The organism is Niallia endozanthoxylica (assembly GCF_008710145.1).
GTDB lineage: Bacteria > Bacillota > Bacilli > Bacillales > Cytobacillaceae > Bacillus_BD > Bacillus_BD endozanthoxylica.
In genome coordinates, this window is sequence record NZ_VYKL01000015.1 from 497997 (window position 1) to 514261 (window position 16265).

19 protein-coding genes are annotated in these 16265 nt (G+C 38.2%); 1 reads left to right on the plus strand and 18 read right to left on the minus strand.

The features are described 5' to 3' along the window. Window positions 1-54: 54 nt before the first annotated feature. From mgsA to F4V44_RS09540, 3 genes are read right to left on the minus strand one after another with little or no spacing between them, the layout of a single operon-like run. Window positions 55-477 carry a methylglyoxal synthase gene (mgsA, locus tag F4V44_RS09530; protein WP_150439757.1) on the minus strand — a complete coding sequence of 141 codons (423 nt, stop codon included), beginning with the start codon at window positions 475-477 and terminating at the stop codon, window positions 55-57. A gap of 15 nt (window positions 478-492) precedes the next feature. Continuing rightward, window positions 493-1293, minus strand: coding sequence for a 4-hydroxy-tetrahydrodipicolinate reductase (gene dapB / locus F4V44_RS09535; protein WP_150439758.1), 801 nt, complete (start codon window positions 1291-1293; stop codon window positions 493-495). Between the two features lies 1 nt (window position 1294). Then, entirely contained in the window at window positions 1295-1624 is a 330-nt protein-coding gene (locus tag F4V44_RS09540; RefSeq protein WP_150440109.1) for a nucleotide pyrophosphohydrolase, read from the minus strand. 194 nt (window positions 1625-1818) lie between these two features. Here F4V44_RS09540 and F4V44_RS09545 point away from each other — a divergent pair, with 194 nt between their 5' ends. After that, window positions 1819-2691, plus strand: a complete 873-nt coding sequence (locus tag F4V44_RS09545; protein WP_150439759.1) for a YitT family protein — start codon at window positions 1819-1821, stop codon at window positions 2689-2691. Window positions 2692-2726: 35 nt separating this feature from the next. Here the strand turns inward: F4V44_RS09545 and F4V44_RS09550 are convergent, their stop codons facing one another. The 15 genes from F4V44_RS09550 to aroC all read right to left on the minus strand — a co-directional run bounded on the left by F4V44_RS09550 (window position 2727) and on the right by aroC (window position 16206). Beyond that, window positions 2727-3401 (minus strand): zinc metallopeptidase, encoded by a 675-nt coding sequence (locus tag F4V44_RS09550; protein ID WP_150439760.1) that lies wholly within the window; start codon window positions 3399-3401, stop codon window positions 2727-2729. A 112-nt stretch (window positions 3402-3513) separates the two neighbouring features. Next, window positions 3514-4299, minus strand: a complete 786-nt coding sequence (gene ypjB, locus F4V44_RS09555) for a sporulation protein YpjB (protein WP_150439761.1) — start codon at window positions 4297-4299, stop codon at window positions 3514-3516. Between the two features lie 72 nt (window positions 4300-4371). After that, the gene (locus F4V44_RS09560) at window positions 4372-4953 is read right to left on the minus strand and encodes a DUF1405 domain-containing protein (RefSeq protein WP_150439762.1); all 582 of its coding nucleotides are present in this window, start codon (window positions 4951-4953) and stop codon (window positions 4372-4374) included. Between the two features lie 121 nt (window positions 4954-5074). Continuing rightward, window positions 5075-5854, minus strand: coding sequence for a menaquinol-cytochrome c reductase cytochrome b/c subunit (locus F4V44_RS09565; protein ID WP_150439763.1), 780 nt, complete (start codon window positions 5852-5854; stop codon window positions 5075-5077). Window positions 5855-5900: 46 nt separating this feature from the next. After that, window positions 5901-6575, minus strand: coding sequence for a menaquinol-cytochrome c reductase cytochrome b subunit (gene qcrB, locus F4V44_RS09570; protein WP_150439764.1), 675 nt, complete (start codon window positions 6573-6575; stop codon window positions 5901-5903). 3 nt (window positions 6576-6578) lie between these two features. Continuing rightward, on the minus strand, window positions 6579-7085 hold the full coding sequence (locus F4V44_RS09575; RefSeq protein ID WP_150439765.1) for a ubiquinol-cytochrome c reductase iron-sulfur subunit: 507 nt from the start codon (window positions 7083-7085) through the stop codon (window positions 6579-6581). A 125-nt stretch (window positions 7086-7210) separates the two neighbouring features. Beyond that, window positions 7211-7675, minus strand: a complete 465-nt coding sequence (locus F4V44_RS09580; RefSeq protein WP_150439766.1) for a YpiF family protein — start codon at window positions 7673-7675, stop codon at window positions 7211-7213. A gap of 134 nt (window positions 7676-7809) precedes the next feature. Beyond that, the gene (locus F4V44_RS09585; protein ID WP_150439767.1) at window positions 7810-8352 is read right to left on the minus strand and encodes a ReoY family proteolytic degradation factor; all 543 of its coding nucleotides are present in this window, start codon (window positions 8350-8352) and stop codon (window positions 7810-7812) included. 39 nt (window positions 8353-8391) lie between these two features. Next, window positions 8392-9657, minus strand: coding sequence for a tetratricopeptide repeat protein (locus tag F4V44_RS09590; protein ID WP_150439768.1), 1266 nt, complete (start codon window positions 9655-9657; stop codon window positions 8392-8394). A 303-nt stretch (window positions 9658-9960) separates the two neighbouring features. Continuing rightward, the gene (gene aroA, locus F4V44_RS09595; RefSeq protein WP_150439769.1) at window positions 9961-11247 is read right to left on the minus strand and encodes a 3-phosphoshikimate 1-carboxyvinyltransferase; all 1287 of its coding nucleotides are present in this window, start codon (window positions 11245-11247) and stop codon (window positions 9961-9963) included. 29 nt (window positions 11248-11276) lie between these two features. Further along, a complete protein-coding gene (locus tag F4V44_RS09600; RefSeq protein ID WP_150439770.1) occupies window positions 11277-12383 on the minus strand; it encodes a prephenate dehydrogenase in 1107 nt (368 codons plus the stop codon). A 59-nt stretch (window positions 12384-12442) separates the two neighbouring features. After that, window positions 12443-13546, minus strand: a complete 1104-nt coding sequence (gene hisC / locus F4V44_RS09605) for a histidinol-phosphate transaminase (protein ID WP_150439771.1) — start codon at window positions 13544-13546, stop codon at window positions 12443-12445. A 31-nt stretch (window positions 13547-13577) separates the two neighbouring features. Beyond that, window positions 13578-13943: a chorismate mutase gene (gene aroH / locus F4V44_RS09610; protein WP_150439772.1), complete on the minus strand. Its 366-nt coding sequence runs from the start codon at window positions 13941-13943 to the stop codon at window positions 13578-13580. Window positions 13944-13966: 23 nt separating this feature from the next. After that, window positions 13967-15037, minus strand: a complete 1071-nt coding sequence (aroB, locus tag F4V44_RS09615) for a 3-dehydroquinate synthase (protein WP_150439773.1) — start codon at window positions 15035-15037, stop codon at window positions 13967-13969. After that, window positions 15037-16206 (minus strand): chorismate synthase, encoded by a 1170-nt coding sequence (aroC, locus tag F4V44_RS09620; RefSeq protein WP_150439774.1) that lies wholly within the window; start codon window positions 16204-16206, stop codon window positions 15037-15039. Before aroC ends, aroB begins: the two co-directional genes overlap by 1 nt. Window positions 16207-16265: the final 59 nt, after the last annotated feature.

Sequence of the window (16265 nt, forward strand, 5' to 3'; positions counted from 1 at the left end):
AAGATTTTAATTATTTATGTACAAAGGGATAGTAAGTCATCCCTTATATAACGATTACACAGATTCACTTACAGGTGCTTGTCCTCTGACAATATTACGCCAAGAAAGATCCTCTCTCTCTAACCCTCTGACTAATACTTCTCCAGTTCCCATATTGGTAGCAAGCGGTACAGCGTATACGTCACAAAGACGAATTAAAGCCGTTACATCCGGTTCATGAGGCTGAGCGGTTAACGGGTCGCGAAAGAAAAAGACCATATCCATTTTATTATTTGCAATCAGAGCCCCTATTTCCTGGTCCCCTCCAAATGGTCCAGATTGAAAACGATGGACAGAAAGCCCTGTTGCATCCATTATTTTTTGTCCCGTTGTACCTGTTGCATATAGTGTATGTTCCTTTAGGATAGACTGATAAGCTGTAGTGAAACGAATCATATCATCCTTTTTCTTATCATGGGCAATTAATGCAATATTCATAATGGTTCCCTCGCTTTATTCAATAATATTTTCTAAACCGTACACAAGCGTATTAAGATTCATAACTGTGTCAACCGCTAATTTCACTCCAGACATAAATGAAAATCGGTCAAAAGAATCATGACGAATCGTCAAGGTTTGTCCTTCTGCTCCAAACATAACCTGTTGATGAGCAATTAATCCGGGTAAGCGGACAGAGTGAATATGCATCCCTGAAAAATCAGCCCCTCTTGCACCTGGAAGTGTTTCTTTTTCATCTGGATGTCCCTGTGATTTCTCTTGTCTAACTTCAGCAATCATTTCAGCCGTTTTTACTGCTGTTCCAGAAGGAGCATCCAACTTTTTATCATGATGCAATTCAATAATCTCCACATCCTGGAAATACCTCCCGGCCATTTGCGAGAATTTCATCATCAATACTGCACCTAATGCAAAGTTAGGCGCAATAATACAGCCTGTTTCTTTTTGTTGGCAAAGTTCTTCTAGTTCCGCTAGATTTTCGTTTGTAAACCCGGTTGTTCCCACTACCGGACGAACACCAAACTCCAATGCTGTTTTCGTATGATGCATTCCTACTTCAGGCGTTGTTAAATCAATAAGAACATCTGCCTTTATTTCTGATAAACAATCATTAATATTAGCAAAAACAGGTACAGGCAATGTTGATACACCTTCTACTTCATTTAACCTTTTGCCTCCATGCTTATGGTCAATGACTGCGACTAATTCAAAATGCTCTGTTCTTTCAACTAATTTAACTGCTTCAGATCCCATTCGCCCTCTCGGACCTGCAATGATAATTTTTGTTGTTTCCATATTAATCTCCTCTTTCTTTATCATCAATTTTTGTCCAACGGTCTTTGTCTCTTGTATTAAATTTATGCATCACCCGATTATGGGCTTCTTCAAGGTCTATATGTAAGGAATTTGCAAAGCAAATGAGGACAAATAATAAATCACCAAGTTCTTCTTCAACCGTATTTTTCTCTTCAGAAACTTTTTTTGGTTTTTCTCCATAGTAGTGGTTAATCTCTCGGGCTAATTCGCCTAATTCTTCCGTCAGTCTAGCTGTCATAGCCAGTGGACTAAAGTAGCCTTCTTTAAATTGACTAATGTAAGCGTCTACTTCCTTTTGAAGTTCTTTCATCGTTTTATCATTTGACAACCATATCACCCCTAAGATGCATAGTATAAATTCACTCTTCTATCATGTTAGCTAAACTGAGCGATTTTGACAAATGTTTTTCTTGTTTTCAAAACCTTTGTGTATTTGTTTACCTAATATTTTTCCTATATAATAATAATCGTTTTAAGGTCTACTTTGGAAGCGGAGGAAAAAATATGGTTTTTGATATAAAAATAAAAAATACTCTCTTTATTCTCTTGGGCTCCTGCATTTACTCTTTTGGAATTGTTCATTTTAATATGCAAAATAATTTAGCAGAGGGAGGGTTTACCGGAATAACATTGCTTCTCTATTTTCTATTTCATTGGGATCCCTCCTATGTTAATTTAATTCTAAATATCCCTTTATTTTTCATTGGATGGAAAATTCTGGGACGTAATTCTTTAATCTATACAATTATTGGGACAGTAGCCGTATCTGTATTTCTATGGATTTTTCAAAGATATCAAATTAATATGCCGCTAAAAGAAGATATGACCTTGGCTGCTTTATTTGCAGGAGTTTCGATTGGTGTCGGCTTAGGAATTATATTTCGGTTTGGCGGCACAACTGGCGGAGTCGATATCATTGCTCGTCTCGTCTATAAATATATCGGCTGGAGCATGGGAAAAACAATGTTTATCTTTGATGCTGTAGTCATCACCTTATCACTAATCTTTTATTTAGACTATCACGAAGCCATGTACACCCTTGTTTTGGTCTTTATCTCTGCAAGAGTCATTGATTTTATGCAGGAAGGTGCTTATTCTGCAAGAGGAGCTATGATTATCTCCGAGAATAATGATGAAATAGCGAGTAAAATATTGCAAGAAATGGGCAGAGGTGTCACAGTTTTGAAAGGCTATGGTTCCTATACAAAACAGGACCGCGAAGTTTTATACTGCGTAGTCGCGAAAAATGAAATTGTTCGTTTAAAAAGTGTTATCATGGAAGTTGATCCCCATGCATTCGTATCAGTCAGTATCGTCCATGACGTCATTGGTGAAGGCTTCACGCTAGATGAAAACAAAAAACCAATTCAAGTGTAAAAAAAAGGATTTAGACAAATGTCTAAATCCTTTTTTTAATCGTCACTTTGCATTCCAGTATAAACGAGAATTAAGCGGACTAATTCTAATACAGCAATGGCAGCGGCCGCTACGTACGTTAAAGCAGCTGCACTTAACACTTTTCTTGTTTCACGTTCTTCATCATTACGAATCACACCAAGCGCTACACATTGATCCATAGCACGGCTTGACGCGTTAAATTCAACAGGAAGCGTTACAAGCTGAAATAAAACAGCTGCAGCCATAAAAACAATTCCAAGTAATACAAAGTTACTCATACCTAGAAGCATTCCAATAATAATTAATATCCAAGAAAAATTAGAGCCAATATTGGCAACTGGAACTAAAGTATGTCGTAAACGCAAGAAACTGTATGCTTCTTTATCCTGAATTGCATGACCGACTTCGTGGGCAGCAACTGCTGCAGCCGCAATTGAATGTCCGTGATAGTTATCTGATGACAGTCGAACAGTTTTTGTTCTAGGGTCATAATGATCTGACAGAACACCCCGGACTTCTTCAATATTTACATTGTAGAGTCCATTTTCATCAAGAATTTTTCTTGCTACTTCTGCACCTCTCAAATGTGAGGACGAAGCGACATTTGAGTATTTAGAATAAGTTTTTTTCACCCGAATCTGCGCCCATATCGGAATGATAATAATAATCGCAAAATAGATTAAAAACAAAGCTTTATTCCTCCATTCAACATACTATTATCTATTATTGTAAGAGTAATTATAATACCATGTCAAACGATAAGCTTTTACAAGAAATGAATGGGGAATTAGATTTCTTAATCTATATCGAACGATTTTTCCTTCTTTCCTTTTCACCTACATATTTTCTCCATCCCACATAGGATAATGTAACAATAATAATACTTCCAGTTGAGATAATGACCCACCATAATGAAGGTTCAGTCTCGTCAGCTTCTAAATCGTCAAAGATACTTTGTAAATCATTTTCAAGAATAAGCAACTCCTTCATCGAATTCTGCTTTGATAACACGTCCTGCCTGTAATGATTAATATAGTTAATTCTTGTATCAAGTTTTTGAAACCGCTCTGTTGAAACATCGAGCTTCATACTCGGATTTATCACTTCATATAATGATAAAAAAGAATTAAGACTCGTATAGAAAGCATCTTGATTACCATTAAATGCAGCTTCCTTAACTTCGTCAAAAACGGCTAGTATCGGTTCCTCCATTTTCGTCCAAAGAGGGTGCTTTGTTGTGGAAATGGCATCAATAACTAGACGGAATTTCGTTACCCGATTAATTCTTTCATCAGGATTCATTGAAACATTCGTCGTCGCTTCAATCGCTTCATTATGAGCAATGGTGACGATTCGCAATTCATCCATTGTAAAAGTATTTTCTTTTACTGTTACGGACGAGAATTTATCAGAGAAAGCCTCTAAAATTTTTTTAGCATCCCCATATCTCTTCGATTTGGTTAATTGCAGTGCCTCATCAGATAGAGCGTTAAGCTGATCAATTGGCGACGTTTCTTCGTTAGCTGATGCAATTGGAGATAATAAAAGCAAACCTAATATTATTACAATCCATAACTTGGATTTCATGCTTGTCCCCCCTCATTAGTAACAATGTATGAGAAACAGGACAAGGATAGACCTATATATCATTTAGATCTTTCATTCATATCGATTTCTTTTCACTCCTGCATAGTAAGCAGCCATCAAACAAAAGATACTGAGCCAAAAAGTAAAATAACCAATTTGTGGTATATATTGATCAAGCATGCTATAGCGGGGAAGCATAAAAAATACGTAATCGATTACATCGTTATGCAGAGTCCAGATTCCTGTTACAATTAAATGCCAGGTTTTAATTCGATAGTAAGGGGCATATAATAGACCTTGAACTGCCATACCTGCGTGGGATAAAATAAGCATCCAAGCTGTAAAATTTAGCTCCCCTCCTGCAAAATAAACAAGAAAATTCATTACAACAGCCCAGATTCCGTATTTTAATAACGTAACGACTGCCAATGCCTCAAATAACGGCCAGTTTTTTCCCATTAAAAACGCTATAAGCACAAAAACAAAAAACAAACTAGCTGTCGGGCTGTCTGGGACAAATAACAAAAATTTGGCCGGTGTGTCTGCTAATTGCCAGCCATACCAATAATATCCATACACAGTGCCTAGAATATTCACTACTAGCAGAAGCCACAAAAAGTTACGGTCCCTTAAAATTGGATAGATCCACTTCATCTTTTTCCCCTCATCTCTTTCCAAATATTACACTTATTTATCTTAACATAGGCCTATACTGTGGATTAAATAATAAATCGTGAAAAAGCCGGCGAATATTCGCCGGCTTTTTCACGATTTATTATTTACTTTTCACACTAGAAATAAACTCTGCTAATTTCGCTAATTCCTCATCAGTACCTTTAAATAAGCCCGGAGGCATTTTTCCACTTTCAGAACCGTTTTTAGCAATCTCAGCAACTTCCTCAGGAGTTAGGCCTGTATCAATTAAAGCAGGTGCAGCTGCTCCGCCTTCAAGCTGATTACCGTGACAGCTTATACAACCATTTGCTTCAAAAATCTTATATCCTTCTGCTGAAGTATCAATATCTGCTTCTGCAACAATCTTTCCTTGTTCTGCGGCTGCCTCCCAGTCATGAGTAGCGACCGATTCCCAAGTTAAATACGTTATACCTGCAATGGCTAAAAGCATAAAACCTGTTGCTAAAGGACGTTTAGCTGGACGTCTTTCAGGTCCGCGATCAATAAACGGTGCTAGTAATAAAGCGCCAAATGCCAAGCCCGGAATAACTAAGGCCCCAATTACGTTATAAGGCCCAGATGCATAGCTATATTTTAATAATTGATATAAGAATAAGAAGTACCAATCTGGCATTGGAATATATGCAGTATCACTAGGATCAGCAATTTTTTCTAACGGAGACGGATGCGCAACTGTTAAACATAAGAAGCCGATAAGAAAAACCGCACCAACCATCCATTCTTTTAATAAAAAGTTTGGCCAGAAAGCTTCTGTTTTGCCTGGGTATTCCGAATAATCTTTTGGAATATTCGGTTTTCTATGTTCAGCCGCAGGCACGCGTGAATCGCCTACGAACTTCATACCTTTTCCACGATGCATGAATAGTCTCCCTCCTTTTAAGAGAATAATAAAACAAAAATTATGATTACAACGGACCAGAAATACCTTGTTTACGTATCATCATAAAGTGAGCTGCCATTAAACCAAACAAGGCTGCCGGCAGGAAGAATACGTGAATCGCAAAGAAACGAGTAATCGTTTGGGCACCAACAATATCAGAACTGCCTGCTAATAAGATTTTTAAATATTCTCCAATAAATGGAACTGACTCAACAATTTGAATGGTTACCTTTGTCGCAAATAGCGCTTTCATATCCCATGGCAATAAATAACCAGTTAATCCAAGACCAAGCATAACAAAGAATATTAACACACCAACAACCCAGTTTAATTCACGTGGTTTTTTGTATGCACCTTGGAAGAAAACACGCAATGTATGTAAAAACATCATGACAATAACCAAGCTCGCGCCCCAATGATGCATCCCTCTAACAATTTGTCCAAAAGCAACTTCATTTTGTAAGTAATAAACTGATTCCCAAGCATTTTTTATATCTGGAACATAATACATCGTTAGAAACATCCCAGATAAAATCTGAATAACGGTGATAAAAAATGTAAGCCCGCCAAAACAATAAACAAAAGCTGAAAAATGATGTGCTGGATTTACATGCTCCGGAACTTCATGATCAGCAATATCCCGCCACAAAGGCGTAATGTCTAAACGCTCATCTACCCAATCATAAATTTTGTTTAACACTGATTACGCCTCCTTTCGCGGTTCGGCTTTTCCTAAATATAAATAGCCGTCTTTTTCTTGAAATGGGTATACATCCAATGGTGCAATCGGCGGTGTGCCTGGAATGTTCGTACCATCTTTGGAATACAGCCCCCCATGACAAGGACAGTAAAAATGATCAGGATTAGCCTTGTCCGCATTCCAGTCAACCGTACAGCCTAAATGTTTACATACTGGAGAAAGGGCAATAATCTCGCCTTTATCGTCTTTAAATACCCAAGCTGAATTGGTTACCTCTGACTCATACCAAGCATCCTGCTGTGTGAAAGTGAAGTCGACTCGTGTAGGAACATTAGTAATATCACTAACTTTCTGTGGTGTGGCAATAAAATCGCTTCCGCCAGTATGCTTTAATACTGGATCTACAGCAAATCTTACCATTGGCATTAGCATACCCGCCGCCATAAATCCACCCACACCTGTTAATGTATAATTTAGGAACTGACGTCTAGACACATGATTTTTGCTCATATTTCTCCCCCCCTTTGGAACAATTTTAAATTAACACAATTTTCATACTAGGACATACCAATAATATATCAATATTTCAGTAAGGTCAATATAATCAGAAAATATAAAATTCATTTTTCTTTCATTTATTCTTGTTTTTCCCATTTTTGTACAAACAAAGTAATGAGCTGTTGCAATTGATCTTTCAAGATAGTATTCCGGTATTGTTGATCCATTTGCTGCAGCGGAATCGTTGGCAGCCATAGCAGAGAACCAGTCATTTTAGCTTCTATAAGTTTCCAGTCACTGTCAGACGTCAAATAAATAATATGCTTAAAACCTTTACTTAAAAATTCCTTCTCCCATTTTAATAGGTCCTCTAGCACATCTTCTCCATTCGCTGATTTTAAATAGTTAAATCCTGGAAGCATGATTAATCTTCCTCTAAATTGCCTTTCTAATTGAACTGTCAGCAAATGTATAAACTCAGTCATCTCAACTGTTTTTTTAATCCGGTCATCAAGTGCAATTGGGTACAAGGGCAAAACGATTGTGTCAACATATTCCTTTGCCTTCAAATACATGTCCATATCTTCGCTGGTCCATTTCATCTTTCCCACTCCATATCTTCCCATTTTCTTCTATTCTAACATGTTGCAAAAAAAAGTCTAGAAGACTACTCCATCAAGCAATATTTAGCTTTTGGACAAAAATAAAAGACCTGTTTCATACAGGTCCTAACTTTTTATACATTAAACTTTTTTAACTGATCAGTTAACTCCTTAAAAGCAACTTCATCATTATTATCCAAGGCCTCATCAATCTGTTGAAATAGCTTTTCTTTCTGAAATCTTCTTATACTTGAGGTCAGGAAGTCTTCTGCCATTAAACGTTCTTTTTCACTAATTTGCAAATTCTTTGGCATATAAGGATTTTCTTCTAAAACAGCTGCAAATTGTGGAGCTTGAAAGGAAGCATGAAAATTGAGTTGGATAAAAATATCCTCCTCTCGATTTAAGCGAATATCATGAAATGATTTTTCCGCATCTGTTGTCATTACATTTTCCTTATAGAAACGGAATGGTACATCATCTACACAATGAGTTGACATAACGATTCCCCGCGGGCAAAATTGAGCTTGTTCTACAAAATGCACTTTTTCCATGAGCTGGTCATGACTCATTAAATAGTTCAGAATCCAGACACATTCACGTCTCTTTAATTGATAATGATTGAGAAACCAACGAATAAATTCTTTTTTCTCATTGACAGATACAGGGGCGTTCATGTGTGGTTCCCTCCTCTGCTTTCAGCAAATTTTATCAAATTATCCAACGTCATCTGTTAGTCTTTGCCATACATCTTGATATTCTTCATTGCTCGGATCACTTTTTACTAACTTATTAAAAATTTCGACGGCCCGCTCTCTTTCTCCTTCTTCAATTAAAAAATATCCATAATCAACTAAAAAGTCGATTGTGTCTTTATAGAAATTATATGCGTTTTCATAGCTATTTAATGCCTGTGAATATTTTTCTAAATTTTGGTGAGCGAGAGCTGCATCCCAGAAAAATCGTGGCTCGATTTCATCTCCCTCTTCCATCATATGGACGATTTCAAGGACATCCTCCCACCTTTCCTGATGAAGCAAAAGTTTATTTAATGTTAAAGCTGCTTCGGTCAACTCTGGGTCAAGCGCAAGCGCCTCTCTGAACATGTGCTCAGCTTCTTCTTCTTTTCCTGTCTTTAATGCCAATTTACCTGCATAGTTATATAAATCTTTATTAAACTCATCATACTGAATTCCTTCTTTTAATATCTGATAGCCTTTTTCGGAATCCTCTTCTCTTTCATAGGCACGAGCTAAATTACTATATAAAGAATAATATTCTGGATCAAGCTCTTTTAATTCTAAAAATTTCTCGATTGCTTTCCCATTATAACCTGCTTGTAAAGCAGTAAAGCCATAGTTAAAGAGTGTATTAATCTCTAATTTATTTTCTAAGGCCTTTTCATAATAGGGCAGTGCATCTTCAAAGGCTCCTCCCGCACTAATGGCATCAGCCATTCTTTGATTGACATTGACACCGCCTATTTCATGCTCTGTTTCTAAAACACGTTCATAACACTTGATTGCTTGAACAAATTTTCCTTCTTCTGTGTAAAGCTCTCCAAGAGCAAAATCAATAACTACTTCATCCGGCAGCAATGCCTTAGCTTTAAGCAGCTTTTGCTCACTTACCTCATAAAGACCTTCAAGCTGATATAAGTCAGCCAATAAAACAAGAGACTCTGGGAAACTTGGATCATTCTCATTTATTTTTTCCAGCTCCAAAATCGCTTCCTCTTCTTTACCAAGCTCAATGAGTGTTTCTGCCAGCAATACGAGAATCTCACCTTCCTCCGGATAATATTCGAGCAGATGTTGGAATAAACTCTTTGCTTCCTCAAGAAACCCGTATTGAACTAGTTCTTCCCCTAATAAAAACCTCTCTTCATTTGATCCGTGCTTTAATATCCGTTCATACCCTTTTAAGGCCTCTTCATGTTGACCGTTTTCTAATTGAGAAATTATTTTATTTACTGATTCCATCCTTTAGACCCTTTCCATAAAAAAATGCAATGTACGCTTGTTTAGTAAATTGATTGCAGTCATTTTCCTTACCTTACATTTTCAATGATAAGGCTTGTCCGGTCAAGTTGTCCATTTATTAACCTATTTGCAATTTCAATGATATTCTTCATCTGCTCGCCTCTCTAGCAGTCATATGACCAAGTTATTCAGATAAGCTAGGAAATATGCATCGTAACCGATAACAAAGTGAATAAAATTTCTAACGAAAAAAAGAATTAAAAATAAAAAACTGCATATATATGCAGTTTTTTACCCTTTGAGTTACATTAATTTTTCTAAATCTGCAAAGAATTGAGGATAAGAAACGGAGATTGCCTCTTTTTGTTCTAAACTAACTTCATCATTACAGATTAATGCAGCTACCGCTAACATCATGCCAATGCGATGATCTCCATGGCTGGAAACAATACCGCCACTTAACTTATTTTTTCCTTGAATAATCATTCCGTCATCTGTTGCTGTAATGTCAGCACCCAGTTTTGACAGCTCATTTACCACTGTATCAATTCGATTGGTTTCCTTTACTTTTAATTCATGAGCGTCACGAATAATGGTTTCACCCTCTGCTTGTGTAGCAAGCAAAGCGATGATTGGAAGCTCATCAATTAAGCGTGGAATTAAATCTCCGCCGATAGTCGTACCTTTTAAATGAGACGTTTTGATGTGTATGTTTCCGACCGGCTCCATCTGTTCCCCATCTATCTCTTCAATTGTAAGATCGGCTCCCATCTCCCTCATTACATCAATAATCCCTGTTCTAGTCGGGTTTAATCCGACATTCTTCAAAGTGATAGAGCTATCAGGGACAATTGCACCTGCAACCAGGAAAAAAGCTGCAGAAGAAATATCACCAGGTACCTTAATATGGGTTCCCTTCAACGTCTGCCCACCGCGGACCGATACAAACAGTCCATCTTCTTCTACTGTACCGCCAAACTGTCTAATCATCCGCTCTGTGTGATCTCTCGATTTTTCAGGTTCAATAACTGTTGTTTTCCCGTCTGCCTGAAGACCAGCAAGTAAAATGGACGACTTTACCTGCGCACTAGCTACTGGTGCACGATACTCAATACCAGAAATACCACCGCCGCGAATTGATAACGGCGTATATTCACCTGATTGTCTTCCGTCAATTCTTGCCCCCATTTGACTGAGAGGCTTTGTCACTCTCGTCATCGGTCTTTTTCCAATCGATTCATCACCAATAAGGGTGGTATGAAAATCTCTGCCTGCTAAAATCCCCATCATCAGACGGATGGTTGTCCCTGAATTTCCGACATTCAACACCTCTTTAGGCTCTTTCAGCCCGTCCCAACCTTTACCGTGAATAACCATTTGGTCAGCATGTTCTTCAATTTCTACCCCAAGCTGTCTGAAACAAGAAACAGTACTTAGACAATCTTCACCCATTAAAAAACCTGTAACAGTCGTAACTCCTTCTGCCACAGCACCAAACATAACGGACCGATGGGAAATAGATTTATCACCAGGAACAAGAATGTCCCCCTGCAATGAAGTAATATTTGTTTTTAATGTATGTTTACCCATCTTTTCCCCCTCTTTGTCTTCATTTATCATTATGGAGCAATTGAAGTCTCAAAGCTTGTATAGTACTCAATACATTCTTTCGCGCGAAGGCGATCGTGTTCTGTTTGAAAGCTTATAACAAGGACTCCAATTATATCTTCCCGAGTCTCTCTAATTTGAATATTCGTGATGCTGATTTCTTCTTTTGCCAAGTACCCTGTTATCTCAGATACAACCCCTGGATAATCAGGCACATCAACGAATAAATCGTAAAAGGCAGGAATAGCTCCCATTTGTTTCTGAGGCAGTTCATCCCTAAATTTCTTCGCCTTTTCAAAATATTGGTAGATTCTCTCACCATCCTGCTCTTTTAGCATCGCAGCAACTTCTTTCATTTCCTGCTGCCAATCTGATAGAAGCTGAAGTAAAATCTCTTTATTTTGAAGGAGAATGTCTCTCCACATAGTTGGACTGCTTGAAGCAATCCTCGTAATATCACGGAATCCCCCCGCTGCCAGACGGGTAACTAAGCTTTGGTCATGACTTGTTTTTTCAGCTTGATGGACTAAAGAAGCCGCGATAATATGCGGAAAATGACTAATAACACCTGTTAAATAATCATGTTCTTCCGGTGTTGTCACAATGAACTTTGCTTTCGTTCCTTTCAGCCACTCTTTCAATAAATTAATTTTTTCTTCTGCAATATGTTTCTCCGGGGTTAAAAGGTAAAAAGCATTTTCAAACAGCAGCTGCCTTGCTGCAGAGACTCCGCTTTTATGAGAACCTGCCATCGGATGGCCTCCGATAAACGTAATGCCCTTTGCAGTTAATTTCTCAGCATGCTTAACAATCTCGGCTTTTGTACTCCCTGCATCACTGACAAGCACTGTTTCCTTTAATGGTATGACCGCAAGGAGATTTAAAATTCTCTCCGTCACTTGTACAGGTGTCGTAATGAGTATTAAATCTGCATCCATTGCTCCTTCTTCGATGCTGCTTGCCACACAATCTACAACACCAAGCATTTTTGCTAATTTACCTTGTTCATCATTGATATCATACCCTATAATATAACAATCCTTATGCTGCCCCTTCATACACAATGCGAGAGAACCGCCAATAAGGCCTAAGCCAATCACAAATACACGGCCTTTCAAACCGGATCATCCCCTTATCTTGCATTGTTCAAATTATCTAATTGACCAGCTATCTACTATTAATTCGTTAATGATGCCTTTTCTTGTAAATATTGCTTCATAGCCTCAATAACACCACTGTTTTCCTCATTAGACCCTACTGTTACTCGAACGGATGAAGCATAACCCAATGCATTGCCGGAACGGACAATATAGCCTTTTTGGAGCAAATATTGGAATACCTCATCTCCATTAGTACCAAAATCGATTAATATGAAGTTAGCCTGTGATGGGAAATAGTGGAGTTGATGTTCTTCACAGAATTCTTCAAACTGCTTCATTCCTTCACGATTTTTCCGTCTGCACTCATTTACATAATCTTGATCACTTAGTGCTGCAACGGCTGCAATTTGACCTAATGTATTGACATTAAAAGGCTCTCTAGCCGGCTCCAACACGCGAATAATATCTTGATGTGCCACACCATAGCCCACACGAAGACTTGCAATTCCATATATTTTTGAGAATGTTCTTAATACGATTAAATTTTTATATTGATTAACAAATTCAACAGCATCATAAAAATCGTCCGCTACAACATAGTCGTGGTAGGCGTCATCAATAACAACCAGTGTTTCTTCCGGAACCTTTTTAAGAAATGACGTCATTTTTTCCCTGGAAATATGAATACCTGTTGGATTATTTGGACTGCATACCCAAATAACAGCTGTGTTCTCATCAATTGCCTGAAGCATTGCATCCAGGTCATGTTCTCCATCAATTAATGGAATTTCCCTGATTTCAGCTCCGTCTATAATGGCATTATGCTTATATTGTGAAAATGAAGGATTCGCCATAACGGTATTTTTCCCAGGCGACAGGAAAGCACGAGAAATAATCTGGATTAAATTATCTGCACCATTCCCAAAAATAAGCTGTTCTTCATCTACTTTTAAAAACTCAGAAACGGCAGAACGCAAATTTGCTGCATATCCATCAGGATAAATGGCAAACGATGATAGAACTGATTGTAGAGCAGCAACAACCTTTTGAGAGGTACCAAACGGATTCTCATTTGATGCCAGTTTCACAACTTGATCAAGACCAAACTCTTTTTTTACTGATTCTATCGGTCTGCCTGGCTTATAAGGTTCTAACGACAACAATTGTTCTTTCCATTTCATAACAACATACACCTCGTTCACTGAAAATTTATTACTTACTCGCTAAATCTGGCCTTAAAACAACAGCGTCTTCTAAATATACATGATTAATTTCCTGCTGGCTTTTTGCTGTATTTACATGCATCATCACTCGAATACACTTTTCTAGAGCATTAGAAACCGAGATTTCCTTCATGCACATAACCGGTACATAGCTCCAGCCTTCTAGGGAACGTAATACTTTAGCGGGAAATGCATCTGTAATATCATCTGTCACAGAAATAAATACAGATGCAACATACTCAGGCATAATTTGATTTTCATCAATCATTTTATGTAGTAACCGATCTGTTGCCTGTATAATTTCTTTTTCCGAATTTTCTTGGATTGTAATTGCTCCTCTGACACCGCGAATCACCGATATTCCCCCTTCTATCTATATTAAAATTGATTTAATTCTCTCATTATCTCTTCGTCTGAAAATGTATAAAGTATTGGCGATCCTATTTCATTCAGGAGGACCATTTTAATCTGTTGTCCAACTGATTTCTTATCGCCCTTCATTCGTTCAATTAACCTATCATAGGATAAATCTCCGGGCACTTCTGTTTGATAACCGAGCTTCTGAACCCATTCTAATAAGCCGTTTATATCAAATTCAAGACCGGCATATTTTTCACTTAGCTGGAGAGCAAATAGCATTCCTATTAACACAGCCTCACCGTGGGTCATTTTTCCATAACCCATTTCAGCTTCAATGGCATGCCCAAGCGTATGTCCGAAATTCAAGTAAGCTCTTATTCCGGCTTCCCTCTCATCCTCTGCTACAATCGCGCTTTTAATTTCAATTCCTCTTGTCAAAAAATCTACCATTTCATCATTCCTGATAGTATCTAATGAGGATATATGATTCTTTAGCCACTGATAAAAAGATAAATCCTCAATCAAACTATGTTTAATGACTTCAGCAAAGCCTGAACGTCTCTCATGCAAAGGCAGGCTATTCAAAAAATTTGTATCATAAATGACTGCTTCTGGCTGATAAAAGGCCCCAATCATATTTTTCCCTTCAGGATGATTAATGGCTACTTTTCCCCCAACAGCACTGTCGTGAGCTAAAATCGTCGTTGGGATTTGAATAAAAGGAATCCCTCTCATAAAAGTGGCTGCAACGAAACCAGATAAGTCACCGACTGCACCGCCTCCAAGTGCGAGAATGAGTGAATGTCGATCTAATTTACTCTGTAAAGCAAAAGTCAAACAATCATAGTAGATTTCAAACGTTTTTGCCTTCTCCCCACTCGGCACTTTCATTATTTCAACATGAAAATTCGAAAGCAACGGAAGAATAGCTGAGAGGTAAAGCTCCCCTACTGTCTCGTCTGTAATAATGAGGATTTTGGTAACAGACGCCCGCTTTTCTTTAATAAAAACGGGCAACTGCTGGATTACACCTTCACCAATATAGACTGGATACGATTTTAAGGATGTCTTCACTATATGTTCATTCATTAAAATTCCCTCGCATGTTTACGATGCTCTGCAATATTTTCTTTTAATGCATCAAAGCGGTCACTATAGAATTGGTCTACAATTGCTTGAGCCAGTTCCCATGCTACTACGTTTTCTGCCACTACTGAAGCGGCCGGTACTGCACAGCTGTCAGAGCGCTCTACACTCGCAGAAAATGGCTCTTTTGTATCAATATCAACACTTTGTAACGGTTTATAAAGGGTTGGAATTGGCTTCATAACCCCCCTTATGACAAGAGGCATACCTGTTGTCATCCCGCCTTCTAGTCCGCCAAGACGGTTTGTTTTCCGATAATAGCCTTTATCCTGATCCCAGGCGATTTCATCATGGACTTCACTGCCTGGTTTATGAGCTGCTTCAAATCCAATTCCAAACTCAACGCCTTTAAAAGCATTGATACTGCAGATAGCTGCTGCAAGCTTTGCATCTAGCTTACGATCATATTGAACATAGCTGCCTACACCCGAAGGCATGCCTTCTACAATAACCTCAACAATACCGCCAATCGAATCGCCATTTTGCTTAGCCGTATCAATCGCGTTCATCATTTCCTTTTCTGCGTCCGGATCTAGACAGCGAACAGGTGAACTTTCTGTAATCTCTCGTAAGCTTTGGATGGACTCATAGGTTGAAACAGATGATTTTACACCGCCAATTTCCACCACATGTGAAGCAACTTCAATACCAAGTAGGGAAAGCAGCTTTTTCGCCACTGCACCTGCAGCAACTCTTACAGTTGTTTCTCTTGCAGATGAACGTTCCAATACATTTCGCATATCACGATGTCCATATTTTATAGCACCATTTAAATCTGCATGTCCAGGACGAGGTCGCGTTACTTTTCTTTTTACTTCCTCCGCGTTTTCATCCATCGGTTCTGCACCCATAATTTTGGTCCAATGCTTCCAGTCATTGTTTTCAACTACAAGCGCTACTGGTGATCCAAGGGTTAACCCATGCCTAACCCCGCTTGTTATTCGCGCTGTATCCTTTTCAATTTGCATTCTTCGCCCACGGCCATATCCTTTTTGCCTTCTAGCCAGTTGCTCATTAATATCCTCTTGCAATAGCGGCATTCCCGCAGGTAAACCTTCAATAATTGTCGTTAATTGGGGTCCATGTGATTCCCCAGCTGTTAAATGTCTCATATCCTCTTTCTCCCTTCAACTCGTTAAAGGATTATGTATCAATATAACATACCAATAAA

Coding starts and splice junctions, on each gene's coding strand:
- mgsA (WP_150439757.1), bottom strand. CDS start 477: ATGAATATTGCATTAATTGCCCATGATAAGAAAAAGGATGATATGATT.
- dapB (WP_150439758.1), bottom strand. CDS start 1,293: ATGGAAACAACAAAAATTATCATTGCAGGTCCGAGAGGGCGAATGGGA.
- F4V44_RS09540 (WP_150440109.1), bottom strand. CDS start 1,624: ATGAAAGAACTTCAAAAGGAAGTAGACGCTTACATTAGTCAATTTAAA.
- F4V44_RS09545 (WP_150439759.1), top strand. CDS start 1,819: ATGGTTTTTGATATAAAAATAAAAAATACTCTCTTTATTCTCTTGGGC.
- ypjB (WP_150439761.1), bottom strand. CDS start 4,299: ATGAAATCCAAGTTATGGATTGTAATAATATTAGGTTTGCTTTTATTA.
- F4V44_RS09560 (WP_150439762.1), bottom strand. CDS start 4,953: ATGAAGTGGATCTATCCAATTTTAAGGGACCGTAACTTTTTGTGGCTT.
- F4V44_RS09565 (WP_150439763.1), bottom strand. CDS start 5,854: ATGCATCGTGGAAAAGGTATGAAGTTCGTAGGCGATTCACGCGTGCCT.
- F4V44_RS09575 (WP_150439765.1), bottom strand. CDS start 7,085: ATGAGCAAAAATCATGTGTCTAGACGTCAGTTCCTAAATTATACATTA.
- F4V44_RS09580 (WP_150439766.1), bottom strand. CDS start 7,675: ATGAAATGGACCAGCGAAGATATGGACATGTATTTGAAGGCAAAGGAA.
- F4V44_RS09585 (WP_150439767.1), bottom strand. CDS start 8,352: ATGAACGCCCCTGTATCTGTCAATGAGAAAAAAGAATTTATTCGTTGG.
- F4V44_RS09590 (WP_150439768.1), bottom strand. CDS start 9,657: ATGGAATCAGTAAATAAAATAATTTCTCAATTAGAAAACGGTCAACAT.
- aroA (WP_150439769.1), bottom strand. CDS start 11,247: ATGGGTAAACATACATTAAAAACAAATATTACTTCATTGCAGGGGGAC.
- hisC (WP_150439771.1), bottom strand. CDS start 13,546: ATGAAATGGAAAGAACAATTGTTGTCGTTAGAACCTTATAAGCCAGGC.
- aroB (WP_150439773.1), bottom strand. CDS start 15,037: ATGAATGAACATATAGTGAAGACATCCTTAAAATCGTATCCAGTCTAT.
- aroC (WP_150439774.1), bottom strand. CDS start 16,206: ATGAGACATTTAACAGCTGGGGAATCACATGGACCCCAATTAACGACA.